We start from the raw sequence: 17747 nt of genomic DNA on the forward strand, positions 1-17747 counted from the left end.
CCCACCTCGTGGCCGAGAGCAAGAGCACCCCGATCACCAGCGAGTTGTACGGCTACATGCTGGCCCACAACCCGCCGCTCGACCCCGTACAGCGCGAACTGGTCGAGGTGACGCACGCACAGCTGCCGCAGTACGCCGGGATGCAGTCCGCCGAGGAACAGGGCCCGCTGCTGGCGTTCCTGGTCCGGCTGACCGGCGCCCGCCACATCGTGGAGGTCGGCACCTTCACCGGCTTCTCCGCGCTGTCCATGGCTCAGGCCCTGCCCGCCGACGGCACGCTGGTCGCCCTCGACGTATCGGACGAGTGGACCGCGTACGGGCGGGCGGCGTGGGCCGAGGCGGGCGTCGCCGACCGTATCGACCTGCGGATCGCGCCCGCCCTGGACTCCCTGCGCGCGATGCCCGCCGAACCGCACATCGACCTGGCCTACCTCGACGCGGACAAGGGCAACTACATCCCGTACTGGGAGGAGCTGGTGCCGCGGCTGAACCCGGGCGGGCTGATCGTCGCGGACAACGTCTTCTACCACGGGGACGTCATCGACCCGGCGGCCACCGGTGGCGGCGCCGCGATCAAGGAGTTCAACGACCATGTGGCGGCCGACGACCGCATGGAGGCGGTCATGCTCACGATCGCCGACGGCCTGACCCTGGCTCGCCGCCGCCGCTGACCTGGCGCGTGCCCGTGCCGCGGTGGCGGCGGGGGAGATGGGGCCAGCGGTGCTTGGGGGAGTGGGCTTCCGCGTCCCCCGGCGCCCGGTCCAGCTTCCCCCACTTCCCGGGCGGCTGCCCGCCTTCCTCTTGGCGGCGATCGACGGCCTCCTCACCCCCCACCCGATCCACCGCGCTCCGCTGTGCGGGCTGCTCCGGCTGCCCCGGCTGCTCCGCGCCGCCCTCCGCGGCCCGCCGCCGGGCGGCCATGATCTCGCGGGCCCGGGCCTCGCGCTGGGCCTGCTCGGGGTGGCGGGAGATCCAGTACGGGTTGTCATGCGGCAGCTTGCTGCTGACCCGCCCGTACATCCCGAACCACATCAGCATCAGGCCCACCACAAAGCTGAACATCACGTTCTGAAGCCGGAAGGCCAGGAAGTTGAAGCTGGTCTCCAGCAGGGCGAGATTGACGAACCCGCTCAGCAGGAACAGCAGCCCGAGCACCATATTGAGCGTCGAGGCGAAGTTGCCGCCGATGACCATGCCGATGAAGAGCAGCAGCCCGATGGCGATGGACAGCACGCTCAGCGCGCCGTTGGTGTTCAGCCCGGCGGCGGTCGCGCCACCGGTGTCGAAGAACCCGATGTTGTCGGTCAGCCCGAGGATCCCGAACGCGACCAGGACCAGGCCCATCAGCCCCGCCCCGATGCGATAGACCGTGCTCAGCCGGTGATCCACCGGCAGATGCTCATCCAGCTTGGTGTGCCCGCCGATCCGCTCCGGAAAGTGCCGGGCGCTGCCCGCGGGGTGCGGACCGATGGGGGAGGGGCGGCCAGTAGCCATGTCGGCCTCCTAACCGGCGAGGCCGTACCCGCGGTGGGTACGCGGGGGTACGTGCCGTTTTACGTACCCCCGATGACGTACCTCCCAGGATCAGCCGCAGCACCCGCCCCCGCAACATCCGCCCCCACCACCGGCGGGCGCCGACGGTGCGGAGGAGGAGGCGGAGCCACCGGTGACGGCGACGGTCGACAGCAGCTTCACCGTGTCCTCATGCCCTTCCGGACACGAGGCGGGCGCCGAGGACTCGGCCATGGGCCGGTTCAGCTCGAAGGTGGTCCCGCAGGCGCGGCAGCGGTATTCGTAGCGAGGCATGTCAGGAGCATAACCAGCCCGAACGCCCCCAGAACCCCATTCCCGCCCCCGGTCCGTATCCGGCTCAGTGCCCGCCGCCCAGCTCATCGCGGATCTCCTGCACCACCCGGGCGACCGTCTGGCGGACCGCCTCCGTCTCCGTGAGGAAGTGCCACCAGTCCGGGTGCCGCCCCTCCAGCCCCGCGATCGCCCGCTCCAGCCGCGCCACCGCGTCGTCCAGCGGGCGGGCGTGGCGCGGGTCGGGGGTGCTGCGCCCGGCCATCGCCAGCCGCTGCGCGTCGCGGATCGCGAAACGGGTGCGCTCGATCTCCTTGTCCTGGTTGAACGACACCTCGTCCAGCCGCCGCAACCGGTCCCCGGCCGCCGACACCGCCTCGTCCGTGGTGTTCAGCAGCGCCCGTACCGTACCGAGCAGGGCCGTGGCATCCGGCCAGCGCTGCTCCTCGCGCGCCGTCCGTGCCTCGCCGAGCTTCGCCTCCGCCTGCGCCACGTCCCGCGCCGCCTGCCCGGGCACCGACTGGAGGTCCTGCCAGCAGGCCGCGCTGTAACGGCGGCGCAGCTCGCTGAGCACCGGCTCCACCTGGGCGGCCCTGGTGGTGATCGCCTGGGCGCGGGTACGCAGCGACACCAGCCGCCGGTCTATCTCGGCCGCCCGCTCCGGCAGCCGCTCCGCCTCCCCGCGGACGGCCTCCGCGCGCCGCAGCACATCGTCCGCGCGGCGGATGGTGTCCTGCACACCGTGCTGCCCGGCGCCCTGGTTCAGCTTGGTCAGCTCGGGCGAGAGCGCCGCCAGCCGCGCCGCGAGATCGTCCGCCCGCAACCCGGAGCCGCGCACCTCGTCCAGCGCGTTGGTGGCCGCCAGCAGCGCCTGCCGCGCCCGCTCCACCGCCGGGGCGAGCCGCGCGAGCTGCGTCTCGGCCTGCTGGAGCAGCGACCCCAGCCCCTGCCCGAACCGGTCCAGATCCGCCTTGGTCCGCTGCAGCTCGTCCCGCGCCCGGGTCAGCTCCGCCCGCGCCCGCCCGGCCGCCGCCGCGTCCAGCCCGTCGCGGTCCAGGTCATGCGCGTCCACCGCGGTGATGTAGTCGTGGCTGACCTGGTCGATCCGCTGCCCGAGCGCCGCGAAGTCGGCGGCGGCCCGGCGGGCGGCGGGGGAGTCGTCCACCGCCGTGATCGTCTCGATCGAGATCCGCAGATCCCGCTGCGCGGTGTCCAGCTCGTAGAACGCGGCCGCCGCGGCATCCTTCGCCGCCTGCGCCTCCGCCCGCTGGCTCTCCCCGCGTCCCCCGAACCACCGCCGCGCAGGTGTCGCCGCCACTTACCTCTCCCAATGGATCGCCCGGGCCCGGATGTCATTCTCCCACCCACCAGGGACGAACACAGAGGTCGGTACGGTTCGCGTCTCCGGCTTTCTTCCCACCACAACCGGATTGCGGCGCCGCCCCGCGAACAAGGTAGGCTGACAGCTCGCTCAGGGCGCATAGCTCAGCGGTAGAGCGCTGCCCTTACAAGGCAGATGTCGGCGGTTCGAACCCGTCTGCGCCCACCACCCCGAAGACCCCCAGCCGGTCCCGGCTGGGGGTCTTTGACATCTGTCGCTGACATCAACGACGACAGATGCCAGCGGCTTCTGAAGACCGTCGACAAGCAGCGCGAGCGCCGCGCCCTGCCACCGCCCACGGCTGATCAAGCTCCAGCTCCTCTGTCGCCGCCCCATCGGCCGTAATTGTCCGGACGCCCTGGCGTTCCGTCGCGCATACTGAAGTATGCTTGCTCCATGTCCAGCACGACGCGCATCACTGTCACCCTGCCTACCGACCAGGTCGACGAGTTGAGGAAGCTGACCGACAACGTCTCCGGCTACGTGGCCGAGGCAGTGGCCCGCCAGATCAGGCACCAGCTCCTCGGTGAAGATCTGCGCCGCCACCAGGAGGAGCAGGGCGCCTTCACGGACGAGGAACTGGCCGAGGCCCGCGCCAAGATCCTCGGGTCCGCCGATCAGGCCCACCACACGGACGCCGCGTGACCCATGTCGAGACGGTGGTCCTGGACTCACAAGGACTGTCCGCGTGGATCGCGCAGGACCGCAAACTCCTCGCGATGCTCCAGGTCTTCTACGAGATGGGGGCCGACACGGTGGTCGGCGCGAACACCATCGTGGAAGTCAGCCACAAGAGGATGAACCTCCCACGTTTGAACTGGACACTGTCACGCGTCAAAGTGGAACCGGTCACCGCGCACACAGCCAGAGCAGCAGCCGAACTCCTCAAGACGGCAGGACTGCACGGCCACAAGTACGCGATCGACGCAACCGTTGCAGAAGCGGCCCTCCGCCAACCGGCCCCGGTGGCGCTCCTCACTTCCGACACCGACGACATGGCAAAACTCTGCGGCGACCGGGTGCGTCTCATCGCGCTGTAACGACACCCGGGTGCCGACCCATGACCGCGTCCCCGGCATCCAGCCAAGCGGTGCCACGTATGAGGTGAGGGCGTAGCGTCATGGCTCAGCGGTAGAGCGCTGCCCCGACAAGGCAGATATCGGCGGTTCGAACCCGTCTGCGCCCACCACCCCAAAGACCCCCAGCCGATCCCGGCTTGGGGGTCTTTGGCATCTGCTGCTGACATCAACGACGGTCCCGGACCGATCGTGGTCCGGGACGTTTGGCATTCAGGCTGCTGTCAGCAGGGCTGCGCGGGATTCCGCTCAGCGCGGCCGCGGGTCGGGACCGGTGTCAGGGACGATGAACCCCCGGACCGGCCGGTCCTCGGACGGGTCCTGTTCGGAGGCGTCTGCCTGGGCCCGTCGCATGGTTGCGACCAGTTCGGCGTACTTCGGGTCGATCCACTCCATCGGTATCCTCCTTCTTCCGGCCCGGAGCCTACGCGGGTCAGCCCTTGGGCTTGGGGATGGTGACGATCGGGCCGCTGTCGTCCGAGTGCTGGCAGCTGGCCGCGACCGGGATGCTCTGGTCGGTGGGCACCAGCCACAGGGCGTCGTCCACGGGGAACCCGGCCTCGGCGATGCGCTGCCGGGTCCGCGTCAGTGCTTCGGGGTCTCGGCGCTGCGGGTCCGGCGTCTCTGGGACGTGGTGGACGAAGGCACCGAGGCGCTCGCACAGTTGGCGGCATGTGCGGGTGTGCAGGATCAGGGCGTGCCGGCCTTCGTCCACGACCCGTGACTGGGCGAGCGGCCGGGACGCTCCGGCCACCGCGGCGACGAACTTCACCGCCTCGTCGACGATCCGGCCTGCCGTGGCCTCGTCCATGCCGGGGTTGTTGCGCAAGACGGTGCCGATGACTTCGGCCCGCTGTGGCCGTTCGAGTAACGCAGTAACGTCTCGCATGTGCCTGCCTCTCTGAGTGGGGTGGTGCACGGTCTCCGTCCCGGTCGCCAGCCGTCCAAGCGCGCGAACCGGGGCGGGGCTTTGAGTTCGGCAGCGGCAGCCCCGCCGGTCATGGGGCCGTGGCGGTGAGGGCTTCCCGCACCGCATGGTGCAGTCCGTTCCCGACGGGGCAGCGCTGCCCCGCCCGGCAGTCGAGGCACCCCACGGCGTGGTCGAGGAACCGTCCCCAGGGCGTCGACTCGGGCGCGGCAGGGCGTACGCCGCAGGCGGGAGCACATGCCCACACCACGTACGTCGTCCATGTCGTCCCGTGGTCGATCGTGACGGTGTCCAGCGGCCGGTCGACGGTGAGGGGCGCGCCGCAAAGCACGCAGGCCCAGCCCTGCAACTGCTCGCGGCTGAGCGTGACCGGGTCCAGGTCGGCCGCGGCCGTCATCGCTGCTGCCTGACGGTGGCGGGGAGGGGCCGCTCGAAGGGGTCGCGCTGCTTCGGGAAGCTGTCGGCGCACGTGCCCGGACAGGCGTAGACGGTGCCACCGCCACCGCTCGCGCCATGCCCGATCGCGACGACAACCGGCTGCCTGGTTGTCCTTTGACAGCGGGCGCACACCTGGGGCATCACCGGCTGCCCTCCCCAGCGGCGTCGGACTCGGTGAGTGTGGAGTGGACCAGGGCTTTGTACAGCCGCCATGGGTCGGTCAGGTACCAGTCCTGTGTGAACGGCACACGCCAGTACGTCCCGGGTCGGGTCAGTCGGTGGGTGGGCGGTACGCCGAGGTAGGTGGCAACGCCCTCGGTCGCGGTGAGGACGTGCACGCCCCGCAGGTTCCAGGAGGCGGCGGCGCTCGGAGTGACGAGCCAGTACAGGGTGCTGTAGGTGTCCTGGATGACGGCGCCGGAGTGGCCGCCGAGGAACGCGAGGGCACGTTCTCCGATGGTGTCCGGCACCCGGACGGCGTCCCACCATTCGCCCGCTTGTAAGGCCACCGGATCGGGCCCGTTCGGCGGTGTCCACTGCTCGGCTCTGCTCGTCATGGTCGACTCCATGCACGGACGGTTCACTGACCGTCACATCGTGTCGACCACGCCCTACGCCGAGTTGCACAGAACAGTGCAACTCGACCACGACCGCGCGTGCTACAGGCCGATCCACTGCGCGAACTCGGCAAGCTCACTGCTACGCGACCGGTCACGTGACCGCAGCGTCACCACGGCCTCCCGAGCGGTCGGGTGATAGCGCGTCTGCTGAGGGGCCGTACGGCGGGCCCGTTGCAGACAGCGCAGTGCCTCATCCGCATCCTCCGTCCATACGTTGGCCCTGCCCAGGTCCAACCAGTGATGCCCGGCGCGGGACCGATCCCAGCCCTTGGGGAACCGAACGCCCTGCGCCAGCTCGACGGCCTGCCCGTACTCGTCCAGATCGCAGGCGATCGCGACAGCGTGAACGCCCACGTTGGTCGGACCCCACCCAACCCCGTAGGCCGCGGTCTCCCCGGTCCTCTCCGCGAGCACGCGAGCCTCGGACACACGAGCATCCACCGCGTCGGCGTCCCCCATCCGACCGGCGATCACCGCCGCCCGCAGCTGAAGCACGCCGGTCATCGCGGCCAGACCGGTCGCGTTGCGGGAGTCCAGTCCGGCCATGTCCCGTAACGTGCCGTCCACCACCCGCATCCCCAGGTCGTACCGGCTGGAGGACAGAGTGGTCTGGGCCCGCAGATACCCGTACATGGCAGCCAGCCCCGGCTCATCGGCCCGCGGCGCCGCCCACGCCAGACGTTGCAGCGCAACGGCGGCCAGGTCCACGTACCCGAAGGACCAGGCCAGCGTGAACACACACCGGAACGCCCACGCCAGACACTCATGCCCCTGCCGCCGCTCCTCACCGCTGGTGGTGTGGATGGCCTGCACGCACTCGTCGATGAGCGCGGGCAGATCGATGGCCATCGGCAGATACTCGGCCTGCCGACGCTGGACCAGGACCTTCTCCATGTCGGCCCGGATCAGCGCGACTGGGCGGGCGGGCACCTGCCAGTCGAGGGGGATGTCCCAGTTCTCCATGCTGACCCGGATCGGCTGTATCACCTCATCCAGCCGCTCGCGCCGCAGTTCCTGGGTGTAGGGCTGCCCGAGGAGGTCCGAGGTGGTGACGCTCAGCGCCCGCGCGCAGGCAGCGATCAGCGACGGCGAGGCGGGCTTCTGACCGCATTCGACCTTGGACAGCAGGGACTTCGAGACATTGGCACGCATCGCCAGACCCTGCTGAGTCAGACCACGCTCGCGACGAGTGCGAGCGATTCGTGCACCGGTGTGTTCCTCATTGCTCCGCGGCATGCTGAACTCCGTTCTGCCCTGGACACTCAGAACGGTACCCACAGCCGACCCGACGGCCACGGTCGAACGACCCATTCCGGTGGGCACCGTCGCGCACCCTTGACACGACGAAGCCCCTCCCTTGGCCGAAAGCCGGACGACGGGCACAGCACCAAGCGCCCAGCGGTGAGTTACAACCTTCCCTACGGGTTCAAGGCGGCTAGCTCCGCTCACCGCGCGCGGCCCGGCCCCGGGCCGGGTCTGCGCTCCAGCCTCCGCCCCGCTCCAGCCCAGTCGGTGCCCGTGCCGCGCGCACGGCAATCAGCCGCCTGATGCCAGAGAAGAGGTACGTCGTGGCTGGGGCGGCCGGCTCCACGGCTTTACGCCAAGACCGGGAAGTTAGGGGCTGCCCGTGCTTGTTGGGGCGGGTTGTGGTGTGAGGGTGATGGTGATCGTGGCGGGTGCCTTGCGACCGACGCTGCCTGCTGTCTTGTTGTAGGCGTAAGGCGAGAGGGTGCGTTTCACGCAGCGGGGGCTGACCCGAGAGCGTCTGCGCCGGTCGGTGAGGTTGCGGGGATGCAGCAGGACTGCCAGGGCCGTGGTGACTGAAGTGGCGGGGGCGGGGACAGCGGCGGTGATCACCGTGTGGCGTGCGGTGCGCACGGCGATGGCGAAGGAGAGGCGGTCGGGGTCGAGACCGGCGATGTGGGCGGTGTTGTGGATCGCGGTGCGGGTGAGTTGGAAGACGGTCAGCAGGGCATAGATCTCCTGCTCAACGCCTTGGACTGTGTGTGAGCGCAGGACGCGGTCGGATCCGCGGAGGGTGACTTTCAGTCCGTAGTAGGCGGTCTCGATCTCCCACCGCTGGTGGTAGAGCTCGGCCAGTTCGGCCGCGGGGTGACGGGCGGGGTCGAGCAGGGTGGTGATGAGCCGGACTGTGCTCGAGTGCTGTCGGCCGTCGGCGGTGGTGACGGTGACCTGGTAGCGGATGACACGCACGGCCATGGCGGTGAGCGCGGGCGGTGGTGTCGGGCGCTTGCGGCGCTGCCAGGCGGCCAGGCGGTCGCCGGAGCGGCGGTCGAGGATCTGGGAGAGGTGGCTGCCGTCGGGTAAGGGCTGGATGACCGGCAACAGGCGTCCGGACTGGACCCGCCACAGCAGGTCGGCTCCCGTGGAGGCCGCGTCCCGGATTGCTTCGTAGCCGTCGTATCCACGATCGGCCAGGAGCAGTATCCCCGGACGGAGAACGGGCAGCAGACGGCGGGCCTGCGGCAGTTCCTTGTCGTGCATGGGGCCAAAAACGGCCCCCATCAGCGCGCGCGTGCCGCATTCGACCAGGGCTGTCAGCCGCACCTGCGGATAGCCGGCCGGACGGCTGGTCGCCTTCCCATGGCGTCCGTAGTGCGCCACGTTCGCCGCACTGTCGGCCACCTCCACACTCGTGCCGTCCCAAGCCACCACCCGCAGGCCATGCCAGAAGACTCCCGGCGTCTCTTTGGTGCCTACCGGTCCGCACACTCGGTCGAACAGCAATGCCAACGGTGCGGTTCCCAGACGACGGCGGGCCTGCCGCAGTGCCGCCGCCGACGGGTCAGGCACCAGATGGCCGGGCATCCCGGCGGTCAGCGCCGCCCACACCCCCCGATAGCCACAGTCACCGAACAAGGTCATGGCCAGTACGAAGTACACGACCACCCGGGCCGGCAGCATCCGCACCCGCTTCTCGAACCGTCCGGTGGCGGCCAGCACCTCATCGACCAGAACCGGCGGCACCCACCGGGTCAGCACCCCCAACTGACCGGGCTTCCATACCCCGGACCGGCCACGCGACCGCGGCGCGGTGGCACACTGAACAGACAACGGAGCCCCCTCCGACTGCGACTTCGACACTCACAGTCCGACAGGGGCTCCGTTGCCACGTCAACCAAACCCAACGCGCCCTTGACACACCACGCCACCAGCTAACTTCCCGGTCTTGGGCTTTACGCACCTCCCCGGTCCGGGTCCCGCGTCGGGCAAGGCCAGCGGACCACTCGTGCTAATCCCGGGCAGATCCAAAGCCTGCCCGAGTTGCCGGGCCAGCGTATGGCCCCCTGGCTATGCCCGGCCCCAGACCGGGCAGGCCACCGCCCAAACCCGCTCCGCCAACCTCGCTGTAAATCACTAGCAAGATTCAGTGACCCGAGTAAGCCCGTCATTGCTTGATTTAATCTATGGCAATCCGGAGGGTCTCCAGTATCGCCTGAGATTGCCGCTGCCAACCTTCATTCTCTGGACCGCATTCCCACCCTGATGTCCATGATCGCATCTTAGCAACAAGCTCTTTAGACTGATTCGAGCTGAATCGTCCGCTACGGACCATTGCAGCTACTCTGGAAACTGTTGCACTATAGTAGGACCCTGGGGAACACTTAAGCGCAGCTGGATGAAAAATCCAAATTTGCAACACGTCGTCAAGTCGTGCAGCGCTGATTCCGCAGCAAAAGATGCGCAGCCTACATAGCTTCTCTAGCAAGCTATCCATTTCGGCTCTCGCGTTGACAGAACCCCCATTTTCGAAACCTTCAGAAAAATGCGCCTCAAGTGCAATGAGGGCCCATTTTGCGATGAGGGGATGGCTCTCGATTGACTTAGCGACTGCCGTCAGGCGCCAGGCGACGTCTTCGGCGCCTGGGTTATCGAGAATCCCTTTTATGATCAAAGCTGCCATTCTCGTTGTAATGAGGCCCTGCCGCCCAAGGTGCTTAGCCACGAATCCAACGTCAGAGCGCATTGAATGGCTGGAAATCCACCGCTCTACATCTTCCAGGAAAGCTGTACCAAAATTCACCGCACGATAGTTCGCCAGTAGAGGAGGTAGGACGAAGCCAGCTTCGATAGTGGTTCCATGCTGTCGCAGCCAGGAAAGGGTATGCTCGACTGCCTGTGCTGCGGGGTCTCCCTCCAATGCGCAACCCAACAACGGCGCCAGCACGAAGCCGCCTTCGATAGTGGTTCCATGCTGTCGCAGCCAGGAAAGGGTATGCTCGACTGCCTGTGCTGCGGGGTCTCCCTCCAATGCGCAACCCAACAACGGCCCCAGCACGAACTGCGCTTCTTGGGCGCTTTCGTGGAGTCGCAGCCAGGAAAGGGTATGCTCGACTGCCTGTGCTGCGGGGTCTCCCTCCAATGCGCAACCCAACAACGGCCCCAGCACGAACTGCGCTTCTTGGGCGCTTTCGTGGAGTCGCAGCCAGGAAAGGGCATGCTCGACTGCCTGTGCTGCGGGGTCTCCCTCCAATGCGCAACCCAACAACGGCCCCAGCACGAACCGCGCTTCTTGGGCGCTTTCGTGGAGTCGCAGCCAGGAAAGGGCATGCTCGACTGCCTGTGCTGCGGGGTCTCCCTCCAATGCGCAACCCAACAACGGCGCCAGCACGAAGCCGCCTTCGATAGTGGTTCCATGCTGTCGCAGCCAGGAAAGGGCATGCTCGACTGCCTGTGCTGCGGGGTCTCCCTCCAATGCGCAACCCAACAACGGCGCCAGCACGAAGCCGCCTTCGATAGTGGTTCCATGCTGTCGCAGCCAGGAAAGGGCATGCTCGACCGCCTGTGCTGCGGGGTCTCCCTCCAATGCGCAACCCAACAACGGCGCCAGCACGAAGCCGCCTTCGATAGTGGTTCCATGCTGTCGCAGCCAGGAAAGGGTATGCTCGACCGTCTGTGCTGCGGCGCTTTTTTCCAAATCGCAACCCAACAACGGCCCCAGCACGAAACCAGCTTCCAAGGAGGTTCTGCGGCACTCCAACCATGCGAGTGATTCGCTGACAAGGTGCTTGACGTGTGACGGTCCCACTGCCTTGAGACCTTTGTAGAGCAAGTGTCGCGCCGAAAGAGAGCGCCCATGTCTAGTTAGCCATGGCCCAACCAATTCACCCCAGGAGTTGAAGATATTCTGACCCCAGGCTGGATTATCGATAGCGGCGCCTAGCGCATAGGAGCCTTCGTCTTCATAAACTCCAAAGATTTCGCCGAGCTGAACAACGTGCTCACTGAACCAGGTTTCACAAAATCGAGATAGAGATTCCGCGCGTCCATCGATGTCTAGGTCGCGAAGCAACCTGCCAATGTTCGAGGCGTAGCGTCCGACAGTTCGACCTCGAGTCAAGCATCCGGAGAGTATAAGAGATGTTGCATCTCGTCGCACGGCATTACTCAGAGGGATAATAGCTGTGCGTTCCAACAGTTGATCGGCGACGATGTCATGAACAGTTGCCAGCCCCACGGGTGTGGAGATCACCCATCCCATCCGAAGCAGGGCGCCCAAGAGATGCTCAGCCTGTTCGTCGTCTTGATTGCAAACCTTTGTTCCGCAAGCAATCACGTCCGCCCGATCTTGAGGCATCGCTGCGGTCATCGCGGCGCAGGCTTGCATTGCGATTGACGAAGCCTGATTAGAATGCTCCCCTTGCTTTTCCTGTGAGAGTAGCCGATCGTCTTCATTTAGTCGACGAGTAAGCCAGTCAAGGAGTTGTCCGGGACGCACTCCACCAATTGAAGAAAGTTTTCCTTCCTTGGCCAGAGTTTCCGCTTCCACGGCGATAAGCATGGCGATAATCGGACGTCGGCCACATAGCTCGAAGAATCGATTTTTACCGATGATCGGAACTGCGGTCGGCGCCAACGAGCTTGCAATCTGCCGCCGGATACGGCCTTCATGCTCAGCGTCCGGCGATATGTCTAGCGCTTTGAATAGTGTCCTAGCAGGATAGCTTTCTGGGTGAAAATACCATCCTGGACGCGCTGATGCCAGAAATGCTACACGTGTGCCGCGGCTAGCGGCTTTACGCAATAGGCGGTGGCGTATTGCGGGAAAGTCCAAGCCGTGGCACTCGTTTATGTAGTCAATGATGAGCAAAACCCGAGGGTTAGCCAGCTTGTCCAGAACAGAGATTAGTTGATCGGTAGTGACGTGGGGTTCACCAGGCTTCACGTGCAGGACTGTCCAGCCCGCAGACAGTGCCCGGTCGCCAACTTCCAGGCAAACTCGGGTCTTTCCCGCACCAGCTGGCCCGAGTAGCAATATGCCGCTTTCTCCCGCAGTCTCCTCTAGTTGAGTGAGTATCTGGTCAGGATGGGCAGGGGAAGTATCGTTAGGTGCAACAAAGGGTAGCTGCTCGCTGCGAAGGTTGGCCGCTATTCCGATCAGTCCGCTGATTTCTTCACGGTGGTCGACTACCCCGTTGGGATATTCAATTCCCTCACTTGGGATGCCTTCGATCTGCCGCCCTTTGGGATTTACCAATGCGGCGAATGATGGATCCTCCATCAGAGCTGTGATTCGTACCGCTTCGATGCGACCTGTGGGGAAGGCTGCGGGATCAGATATTACAAGGCCGAGAACGATATGTTCTTCGCCTGTCAGCAAGGCGGCGCCTGACTGACCTGCCCATGGAGAAGGGCGCCGCTCGACGCCGCTAGCATCAATCTTTACGGGAATAGGTAGAGGAGCAATCAGGGCTGAGTTCAGTGCGTAGCGGTCATCTTCATAACCAGTCGAAGGCATCACCTTCCACCAGTGTTCCTCGATTTTTCGCTGACCAGCCGGGGATACTCTTGCTGAAGGATAGCCAATAGTTACACACTCGATCGGCTGAGCCCCTCGTAGTGCTCCGAAGCGAGTCGCAGTCTCACTTTCGGGCCACAGCGCTGTTCTGAGTCGTACCAGCGCGGCATCATGGCCAAGGTCATCCGCGCGCCAAGTGACAATGCCTTCGCTTGCGCTATCGCTGCCCCCAGGCCCCGGAAGTCGAACACGACAAGGATCTTTCACGCGCCCGACCACATGCCCGGCGGTAAGGATGAGGTCCGGCGCTACCGCGTAGCCTGTTCCCGTTCGCACGCCGATTACTTCTACAGCGCGCCTAACATGGTTAGGTTCTCTCAATTCCGGACCTCCCCCGCTTTTGAACTCTAGAGTTCGTCCCCGATCAGTGTTTCTTGACCTGGTGGGAGTGACGTATCAAGAGGCTTGATGTTTAGGGTGATTCGATGAGTGGCGGAATCCTCGTGCTTTTTGCCACCTCCGGCAGTTAGAATTTTCCATAGGGTGATCTTTCCGTTCACATCGCGTGTGGCCTTTGCGACGACTTCCAACTCCAAAGTAATCGAGTCGACGGAGAATCGCACCCGCTCTCGTTCGCCAGCCTCCACGGACTCTTGTAGCTCTGACCGGAGGTGACTCATCGCGTCGGAGAGGGAGATACTGTACTCATCCGGCAAAGCGCGTTCGGCAGTCATGCAGCCCCTCGTGATCGTGGTCGATCACATAGCGTAGCGGTTAGTGACCCGTTCGCGGGCCCGAACCAGTAACAGTTGGCAAACCTCGTGCGTTGGGCTGCTGCGCCTCGGCTTCGAATGCAGGTGCGGCGCGGCGCGATGCGGCCGCCGAGTCGTAGTCCTTCCTCTCACCCTTGTGGCCTCTGTGCACCAGTACTGCAGCGGCTGCCATTCCGCACGTCGGAGGCCTGCCGTGAGGGACGCGTCGCAACTCTGGTACCTGGAGACCATGGAGCTGGTGCTGATCGTCGTCGAGCTGTTGCGGCAGCTGATAGAGCAGCAGGCGCTGCGCCGGGTGGACCAGGGCGACCTGGCAGGGGGGTGCCTCTATGTTCTTCGTCAAGTCCGAGCTGGTCATGCGGTGGCTGCTTCGGGGTGCGTGGTTCGTAGAAGGTGCCGTCGCGGAGCATGGCGAACAGGACGCTGACGCGGTGGCGGGCGAGGCGGAGGAGGGCCTGGGTGTGGGTCTTTCCCCGGGCCCGGCATTTGTCGTAGTAGGTGCGGGAGGCGGGGTCGTGCAGGGCTGTGAAGGCCGAGAGGAACATTACGCGTTTGAGCTGTCGGTTGCCGCCTCTGGGCGCGTGTTCGCCGTGGATGGAGGTCCCCGACGATTTCGTGGCCGGGGCGAGGCCGGCGTAGGAGGCCAGGTGGGCGGCGGTGGGGAAGCTGGTGCCGTCGCCGACGGTGACCAGCAAGGTTGCGGCGGTCCTGGCCGCGATCCCCGGCATCGAGGTCAGGACCTGGGAAAGAGGGTGTGCCTCCAGCAGGGACGCGATCTGCGTTTCCAGAGCTCGGCGCTGTTCGTGAACAGCGGCGAGCGAGCGGGCCAGGGACGGGATCACGATGTCGAGGGTGCCCGTGCCGGGGACGGTGACGGTCTGCTCGTCGAGTGCGTCGAAGACCTCGTCGATCAGGCGCTGGGCCATGCGCGGGGCCTTGGGCCGGATCACCTCAAACAGCCTGCGTCGACCGGCTTTTCGCAGCGCGGCCGGGGATCCGTAGCGTTCCAGCAGCCAGGTGATGGCCTGGTGGTCCAGGCGCGGGCCGAGGACGCGTTCCAGGCTCGGGTGGAACTGGGTGAGCAGGCCGCGGATCCGGTTGGAGGTGCGGGTGGCCTCGGCCGCCAGGTCTTGGTCGAAGCCGACCAGAACGGTCAGCTCGGCGGTGATCTCGTCGGTCAGCTCCAGCGAGCGCAGGGTGTGGGGCATGGTGCGGGCCGCGTCGGCGATCACGGCCGCGTCCTTCGCGTCGGTCTTCGCCTCGCCCGGGTAGAGGTCGGCGATCCGCCGCATGGCAAGTCCCGGCAGGTAGGCGACCTTGCAGCCCGCATCCCGGGCCACCGTCAGCGGCAGAGCCCCGATCGAGGCGGGCTGGTCCACGATCACCAGGACGGTGCCGAACTTCGCGGCGAGCTTGTCGAAGACAGCCCGCAGCTTCGGTTCGCTGTTGGGCAGGGGCTTGTCGAAAACCTTCTTGCCGGCCGGGGTGAGCCCGTGCCCGTGGTGGGCGCTCTTGCCGACGTCCAGGCCGAGGAAGACGCCCACGTCGTCGATGTCGTACAACCCGTCCTCCAGAACAGGGCTCGTGCGGTGCTGGCCAGGGCTTCGGCGCCGTACGCGCGCATCCACGTTATGCAGACCTGCCGCCCGCAAGCGGCCCGGCGTTGCACCAGGCCAGGCGGTAGTCGGACCTCTTATCAGCGTCTCCAACGGCACCTCCCGGGCCCGGGGACACCACCCCCCAGGTCATCTGTTCGACAGGGGGGAACAGTCATGCCGGGCCCGGAGGCCAGCGATCCCGTTGCGGGACCGCGAAGAAGATAACGGGGGCAGGAGGAGCGGATTGGGAGACCCTGTGACGTTGTCAAGGACGCTTCCGCCACCTGAGAATCGGTTCGTGTTCGTCATCCAGGAAGCCGACTACGGCAGGTCGTGTCTCTGGCCGCCTTGGTGGCAGGCATGGAGAAGATAGGCATGACGTCGTTCCCGCCAGACATGTTCGTCGCCTTCCCTGGCACCTTGAAGGGCCTCACGTGACATCCACGCCTGACATCAACGGTGACGAACGCCGGCATCCGCCTATGGCCTTTGGCAGCCGGTGAGTGTCTGCGGATCCCCGGCGCAGCCGGGTATTGATCGAACTTACAAGGCGAATGTCGGCGGTTCGAACCCGTCTGCGCCCACCAGCCCAAAGACCCCCAGCCGGTCCCGGTTGGGGGTTTTCCATACCGCGGAGGTCACGTGGTTGCCGCCGACGCTTCCCGCAGGGCGGCCGCGGCAGCGTGGGTGATCGGGTCGCCGTGGCCGAAGGCCGCCGTGTCGACGTCCAGTTTGGCCAGACGGTGCAGCGACTCGATGGCCCGGGCGCGGTCGGTGTTGAAGACGCCCAGCATGGTCCGGCCGACGTTGGCGACCGCGTCGCCGGTGAACAGCACCCTCGGCCCGGGCAGGTGGAGCGCGATCGAGCCGTCCGTGTGCCCGGGCACCGCGACGACCGTCGCGCCGCCGCCGAACGCCAGCACATCGCCGTCCTCGACCTCGCGGTCCACTCGGCACGGCGGCGCGGGCGGCAGCGTCGGAAGGGCCGCCTTGATCGGTACCTCGAACTCCTCCAGTACCGGCGGCGCCCCCACTGCCTCACCCCGGATCACCGGGGCCTCCAGCCGGTGCGCGATGACCTCCGCGCCGTGCCGGTCGGCGAGTTCGGCTGCCGAGCCGGTGTGGTCCTCGTGCCAGTGCGTCAGCACGATCCGCCGCAGCGCCCCGTCCAGGGCGGCTTCGATGTCCGCCGCGCAGTCGGCCGTCCCGGTGTCGATGAGGGTCAGCTCGTCGCCGTCCCGCCACAGGTAGGCGGCCCCCACGGGAAAGCGGAGCATGCGCAGGCTCGGTAGTACCTCGATGACCTCCATGCGACGCACCCTGCACGACCGCCCGCACGGCCGTCCGGACCTTCGCTGAGGGCAGAGCGGAGAGGGACGCGGCAATGATGTGGCAGAGTCCGTCGCGGGCCTGGTAGAGCTGTGGTGCCAACCCCATCCCCACCCCACCGGCCGAGATCGAGGAGACCTGGAGTGACCCCCGAGCAGCTGCGGTCCTTTTGCGTGTCCTTCAACGCGGCCGCGGAGGAGTTCCCGTTCCCCCGCGTACCGGAGGTCTCGGCCTTCAAGGTGTGCGGCAAGATCTTCGCGCTGACGACCCTGGACGCGCGTCCCCTCACGGTGAACCTGAAGTGCGAGCCGGAGGCCGCGATGCGGCTGCGCGAGGACCATGCGGGGCTGATCGTGCCGGGGTGGCACATGAACAAGCGGCACTGGAACACGGTGACGGTGGATGGCGACCTCCCGGACCAGCTGGTCCGGGAGCTGATCGAGGACTCCTACGATCTGGTGGTCGCGGGGTTGCCGAGGGCCGAGCGCCTTCGTCTCGACCGGCCTTGAGCCTCTTCAGCGCTTGGCCGACAGGTGAAAGCGCGCGATGCGTACCCGGTCCGCCGCGGCCACCGCCTCCTCGTGGGTCGGGTGGCGGTCGCGCGGGAAGCCGACGAACGGGTCCCGGATCGCCCCGGGGCCCTTGCGCTGGACGAGTTCCTCCAGCAAGCGCGCCACCTCCTCCCGGTCCTCGACGGCCGTCGCCTCGGCGCGTACCTCCCGGCCGCGCAGCCGCAGACGTACGGTGCGACGGTTCCGGAAGTTGCTCATCCAGCCGGTCCGCGCGCCGAAGGCCCACACCTCGCCCGGGGCCGGGCGGTAGTAGGCCACCGGAATGGCGAAGGTGCGCCCGGACTTGGCGCCCTCGTAGGTGAGCAGCATGAGCCGACCGCTCACGAGCGGATGCAGCCGGGACCGGAGAAGCGGCCGGACCAAGCGGTTCGCGGCGTTGAAGAAGCGCTCCGGCGGATGCCATCGCGTACGAGCCATGGGTGACGGACTCCTCCTCGCCCTCGTCCCGTCGAACATCGTCCGCTCGCCA

The 17747-nt window shown here is 66.7% G+C and carries 17 protein-coding genes, 2 tRNA genes and 2 pseudogenes; 7 read left to right on the forward strand and 14 right to left on the reverse strand.

From position 1 onward, the window contains the following. The first annotated feature begins 56 nt into the window (after window positions 1-56). Window positions 57-671, forward strand: a complete 615-nt coding sequence (locus SSOG_RS31350) for an O-methyltransferase (RefSeq protein ID WP_050800368.1) — start codon at window positions 57-59, stop codon at window positions 669-671. Window positions 672-873: 202 nt separating this feature from the next. Here SSOG_RS31350 and SSOG_RS50480 read toward each other — a convergent pair. From SSOG_RS50480 to SSOG_RS31365, 3 genes and pseudogenes are all read right to left on the reverse strand, one after another. Then, window positions 874-1494, reverse strand: a pseudogene (locus tag SSOG_RS50480) (DUF4383 domain-containing protein); the annotation flags it as partial. A gap of 90 nt (window positions 1495-1584) precedes the next feature. Next, entirely contained in the window at window positions 1585-1806 is a 222-nt protein-coding gene (locus SSOG_RS49195; protein ID WP_009718285.1) for an FmdB family zinc ribbon protein, read from the reverse strand. Between the two features lie 64 nt (window positions 1807-1870). Next, the gene (locus SSOG_RS31365; RefSeq protein ID WP_009718286.1) at window positions 1871-3121 is read right to left on the reverse strand and encodes a coiled-coil domain-containing protein; all 1251 of its coding nucleotides are present in this window, start codon (window positions 3119-3121) and stop codon (window positions 1871-1873) included. A 156-nt stretch (window positions 3122-3277) separates the two neighbouring features. On the opposite strand from SSOG_RS31365, the gene SSOG_RS31370 reads away from it, so the two are divergent. The 4 genes from SSOG_RS31370 to SSOG_RS31385 all read left to right on the forward strand — a co-directional run bounded on the left by SSOG_RS31370 (window position 3278) and on the right by SSOG_RS31385 (window position 4373). Continuing rightward, a tRNA-Val gene (locus SSOG_RS31370) sits at window positions 3278-3352 on the forward strand. Window positions 3353-3580: 228 nt separating this feature from the next. After that, window positions 3581-3829: a type II toxin-antitoxin system CcdA family antitoxin gene (locus tag SSOG_RS31375; RefSeq protein WP_009718287.1), complete on the forward strand. Its 249-nt coding sequence runs from the start codon at window positions 3581-3583 to the stop codon at window positions 3827-3829. Beyond that, window positions 3826-4224, forward strand: a complete 399-nt coding sequence (locus SSOG_RS31380) for a hypothetical protein (RefSeq protein ID WP_009718288.1) — start codon at window positions 3826-3828, stop codon at window positions 4222-4224. Before SSOG_RS31375 ends, SSOG_RS31380 begins: the two co-directional genes overlap by 4 nt. 68 nt (window positions 4225-4292) lie before the next feature. After that, window positions 4293-4373, forward strand: a tRNA-Val gene (locus SSOG_RS31385). Window positions 4374-4509: 136 nt separating this feature from the next. Here SSOG_RS31385 and SSOG_RS54105 read toward each other — a convergent pair. The 8 genes from SSOG_RS54105 to SSOG_RS52660 form a co-directional block, all read right to left on the reverse strand. Next, a complete protein-coding gene (locus SSOG_RS54105; protein WP_167542524.1) occupies window positions 4510-4656 on the reverse strand; it encodes a hypothetical protein in 147 nt (48 codons plus the stop codon). A gap of 37 nt (window positions 4657-4693) precedes the next feature. Next, a complete protein-coding gene (locus SSOG_RS31390; protein WP_039939136.1) occupies window positions 4694-5149 on the reverse strand; it encodes a glycine-rich domain-containing protein in 456 nt (151 codons plus the stop codon). Between the two features lie 109 nt (window positions 5150-5258). Beyond that, window positions 5259-5585, reverse strand: coding sequence for a hypothetical protein (locus SSOG_RS31395; protein ID WP_009718290.1), 327 nt, complete (start codon window positions 5583-5585; stop codon window positions 5259-5261). A 181-nt stretch (window positions 5586-5766) separates the two neighbouring features. Beyond that, window positions 5767-6183, reverse strand: a complete 417-nt coding sequence (locus SSOG_RS31405; protein WP_039942031.1) for a hypothetical protein — start codon at window positions 6181-6183, stop codon at window positions 5767-5769. Between the two features lie 102 nt (window positions 6184-6285). After that, a complete protein-coding gene (locus tag SSOG_RS31410; RefSeq protein ID WP_039942034.1) occupies window positions 6286-7482 on the reverse strand; it encodes a helix-turn-helix domain-containing protein in 1197 nt (398 codons plus the stop codon). 378 nt (window positions 7483-7860) lie between these two features. Continuing rightward, window positions 7861-9249, reverse strand: coding sequence for an IS4 family transposase (locus tag SSOG_RS31415; RefSeq protein WP_245606649.1), 1389 nt, complete (start codon window positions 9247-9249; stop codon window positions 7861-7863). Between the two features lie 418 nt (window positions 9250-9667). Continuing rightward, the gene (locus tag SSOG_RS52655) at window positions 9668-13009 is read right to left on the reverse strand and encodes a hypothetical protein (RefSeq protein WP_154686004.1); all 3342 of its coding nucleotides are present in this window, start codon (window positions 13007-13009) and stop codon (window positions 9668-9670) included. A 404-nt stretch (window positions 13010-13413) separates the two neighbouring features. Beyond that, a complete protein-coding gene (locus SSOG_RS52660) occupies window positions 13414-13740 on the reverse strand; it encodes a trypco2 family protein (RefSeq protein ID WP_009718295.1) in 327 nt (108 codons plus the stop codon). 268 nt (window positions 13741-14008) lie between these two features. On the opposite strand from SSOG_RS52660, the gene gvpK reads away from it, so the two are divergent. Next, window positions 14009-14206, forward strand: a complete 198-nt coding sequence (gene gvpK, locus SSOG_RS58560) for a gas vesicle protein GvpK (RefSeq protein WP_106516688.1) — start codon at window positions 14009-14011, stop codon at window positions 14204-14206. Here gvpK and SSOG_RS31420 read toward each other — a convergent pair. Together SSOG_RS31420 and SSOG_RS31430 are read right to left on the reverse strand one after the other, a co-directional pair. Continuing rightward, window positions 14148-15341 (reverse strand): annotated as a pseudogene (locus SSOG_RS31420) (IS110 family RNA-guided transposase); the annotation flags it as partial. The gene gvpK and the pseudogene SSOG_RS31420 sit on opposite strands and share 59 nt — an antisense overlap. 674 nt (window positions 15342-16015) lie before the next feature. Next, window positions 16016-16687, reverse strand: coding sequence for an MBL fold metallo-hydrolase (locus tag SSOG_RS31430; protein ID WP_039939138.1), 672 nt, complete (start codon window positions 16685-16687; stop codon window positions 16016-16018). A gap of 162 nt (window positions 16688-16849) precedes the next feature. Here SSOG_RS31430 and SSOG_RS31435 point away from each other — a divergent pair, with 162 nt between their 5' ends. After that, window positions 16850-17215, forward strand: coding sequence for an MmcQ/YjbR family DNA-binding protein (locus SSOG_RS31435; protein ID WP_009718298.1), 366 nt, complete (start codon window positions 16850-16852; stop codon window positions 17213-17215). A gap of 6 nt (window positions 17216-17221) precedes the next feature. Here the strand turns inward: SSOG_RS31435 and SSOG_RS31440 are convergent, their stop codons facing one another. Continuing rightward, entirely contained in the window at window positions 17222-17695 is a 474-nt protein-coding gene (locus SSOG_RS31440) for a nitroreductase/quinone reductase family protein (protein WP_039939140.1), read from the reverse strand. Window positions 17696-17747: the final 52 nt, after the last annotated feature.

This window comes from Streptomyces himastatinicus ATCC 53653 (assembly GCF_000158915.1).
Lineage (GTDB): Bacteria > Actinomycetota > Actinomycetes > Streptomycetales > Streptomycetaceae > Streptomyces > Streptomyces himastatinicus.

Excerpts from the sequence above, each read along its gene's own strand:
- SSOG_RS31350 (WP_050800368.1), top strand. The coding sequence starts at position 57 with ATGCTGGCCCACAACCCGCCGCTCGACCCCGTACAGCGCGAACTGGTC.
- SSOG_RS49195 (WP_009718285.1), bottom strand. The coding sequence starts at position 1,806 with ATGCCTCGCTACGAATACCGCTGCCGCGCCTGCGGGACCACCTTCGAG.
- SSOG_RS31375 (WP_009718287.1), top strand. The coding sequence starts at position 3,581 with ATGTCCAGCACGACGCGCATCACTGTCACCCTGCCTACCGACCAGGTC.
- SSOG_RS54105 (WP_167542524.1), bottom strand. The coding sequence starts at position 4,656 with ATGGAGTGGATCGACCCGAAGTACGCCGAACTGGTCGCAACCATGCGA.
- SSOG_RS31390 (WP_039939136.1), bottom strand. The coding sequence starts at position 5,149 with ATGCGAGACGTTACTGCGTTACTCGAACGGCCACAGCGGGCCGAAGTC.
- SSOG_RS31395 (WP_009718290.1), bottom strand. The coding sequence starts at position 5,585 with ATGACGGCCGCGGCCGACCTGGACCCGGTCACGCTCAGCCGCGAGCAG.
- SSOG_RS31405 (WP_039942031.1), bottom strand. The coding sequence starts at position 6,183 with ATGACGAGCAGAGCCGAGCAGTGGACACCGCCGAACGGGCCCGATCCG.
- SSOG_RS31410 (WP_039942034.1), bottom strand. The coding sequence starts at position 7,482 with ATGCCGCGGAGCAATGAGGAACACACCGGTGCACGAATCGCTCGCACT.
- SSOG_RS52660 (WP_009718295.1), bottom strand. The coding sequence starts at position 13,740 with ATGACTGCCGAACGCGCTTTGCCGGATGAGTACAGTATCTCCCTCTCC.
- gvpK (WP_106516688.1), top strand. The coding sequence starts at position 14,009 with ATGGAGCTGGTGCTGATCGTCGTCGAGCTGTTGCGGCAGCTGATAGAG.
- SSOG_RS31430 (WP_039939138.1), bottom strand. The coding sequence starts at position 16,687 with ATGGAGGTCATCGAGGTACTACCGAGCCTGCGCATGCTCCGCTTTCCC.
- SSOG_RS31440 (WP_039939140.1), bottom strand. The coding sequence starts at position 17,695 with ATGGCTCGTACGCGATGGCATCCGCCGGAGCGCTTCTTCAACGCCGCG.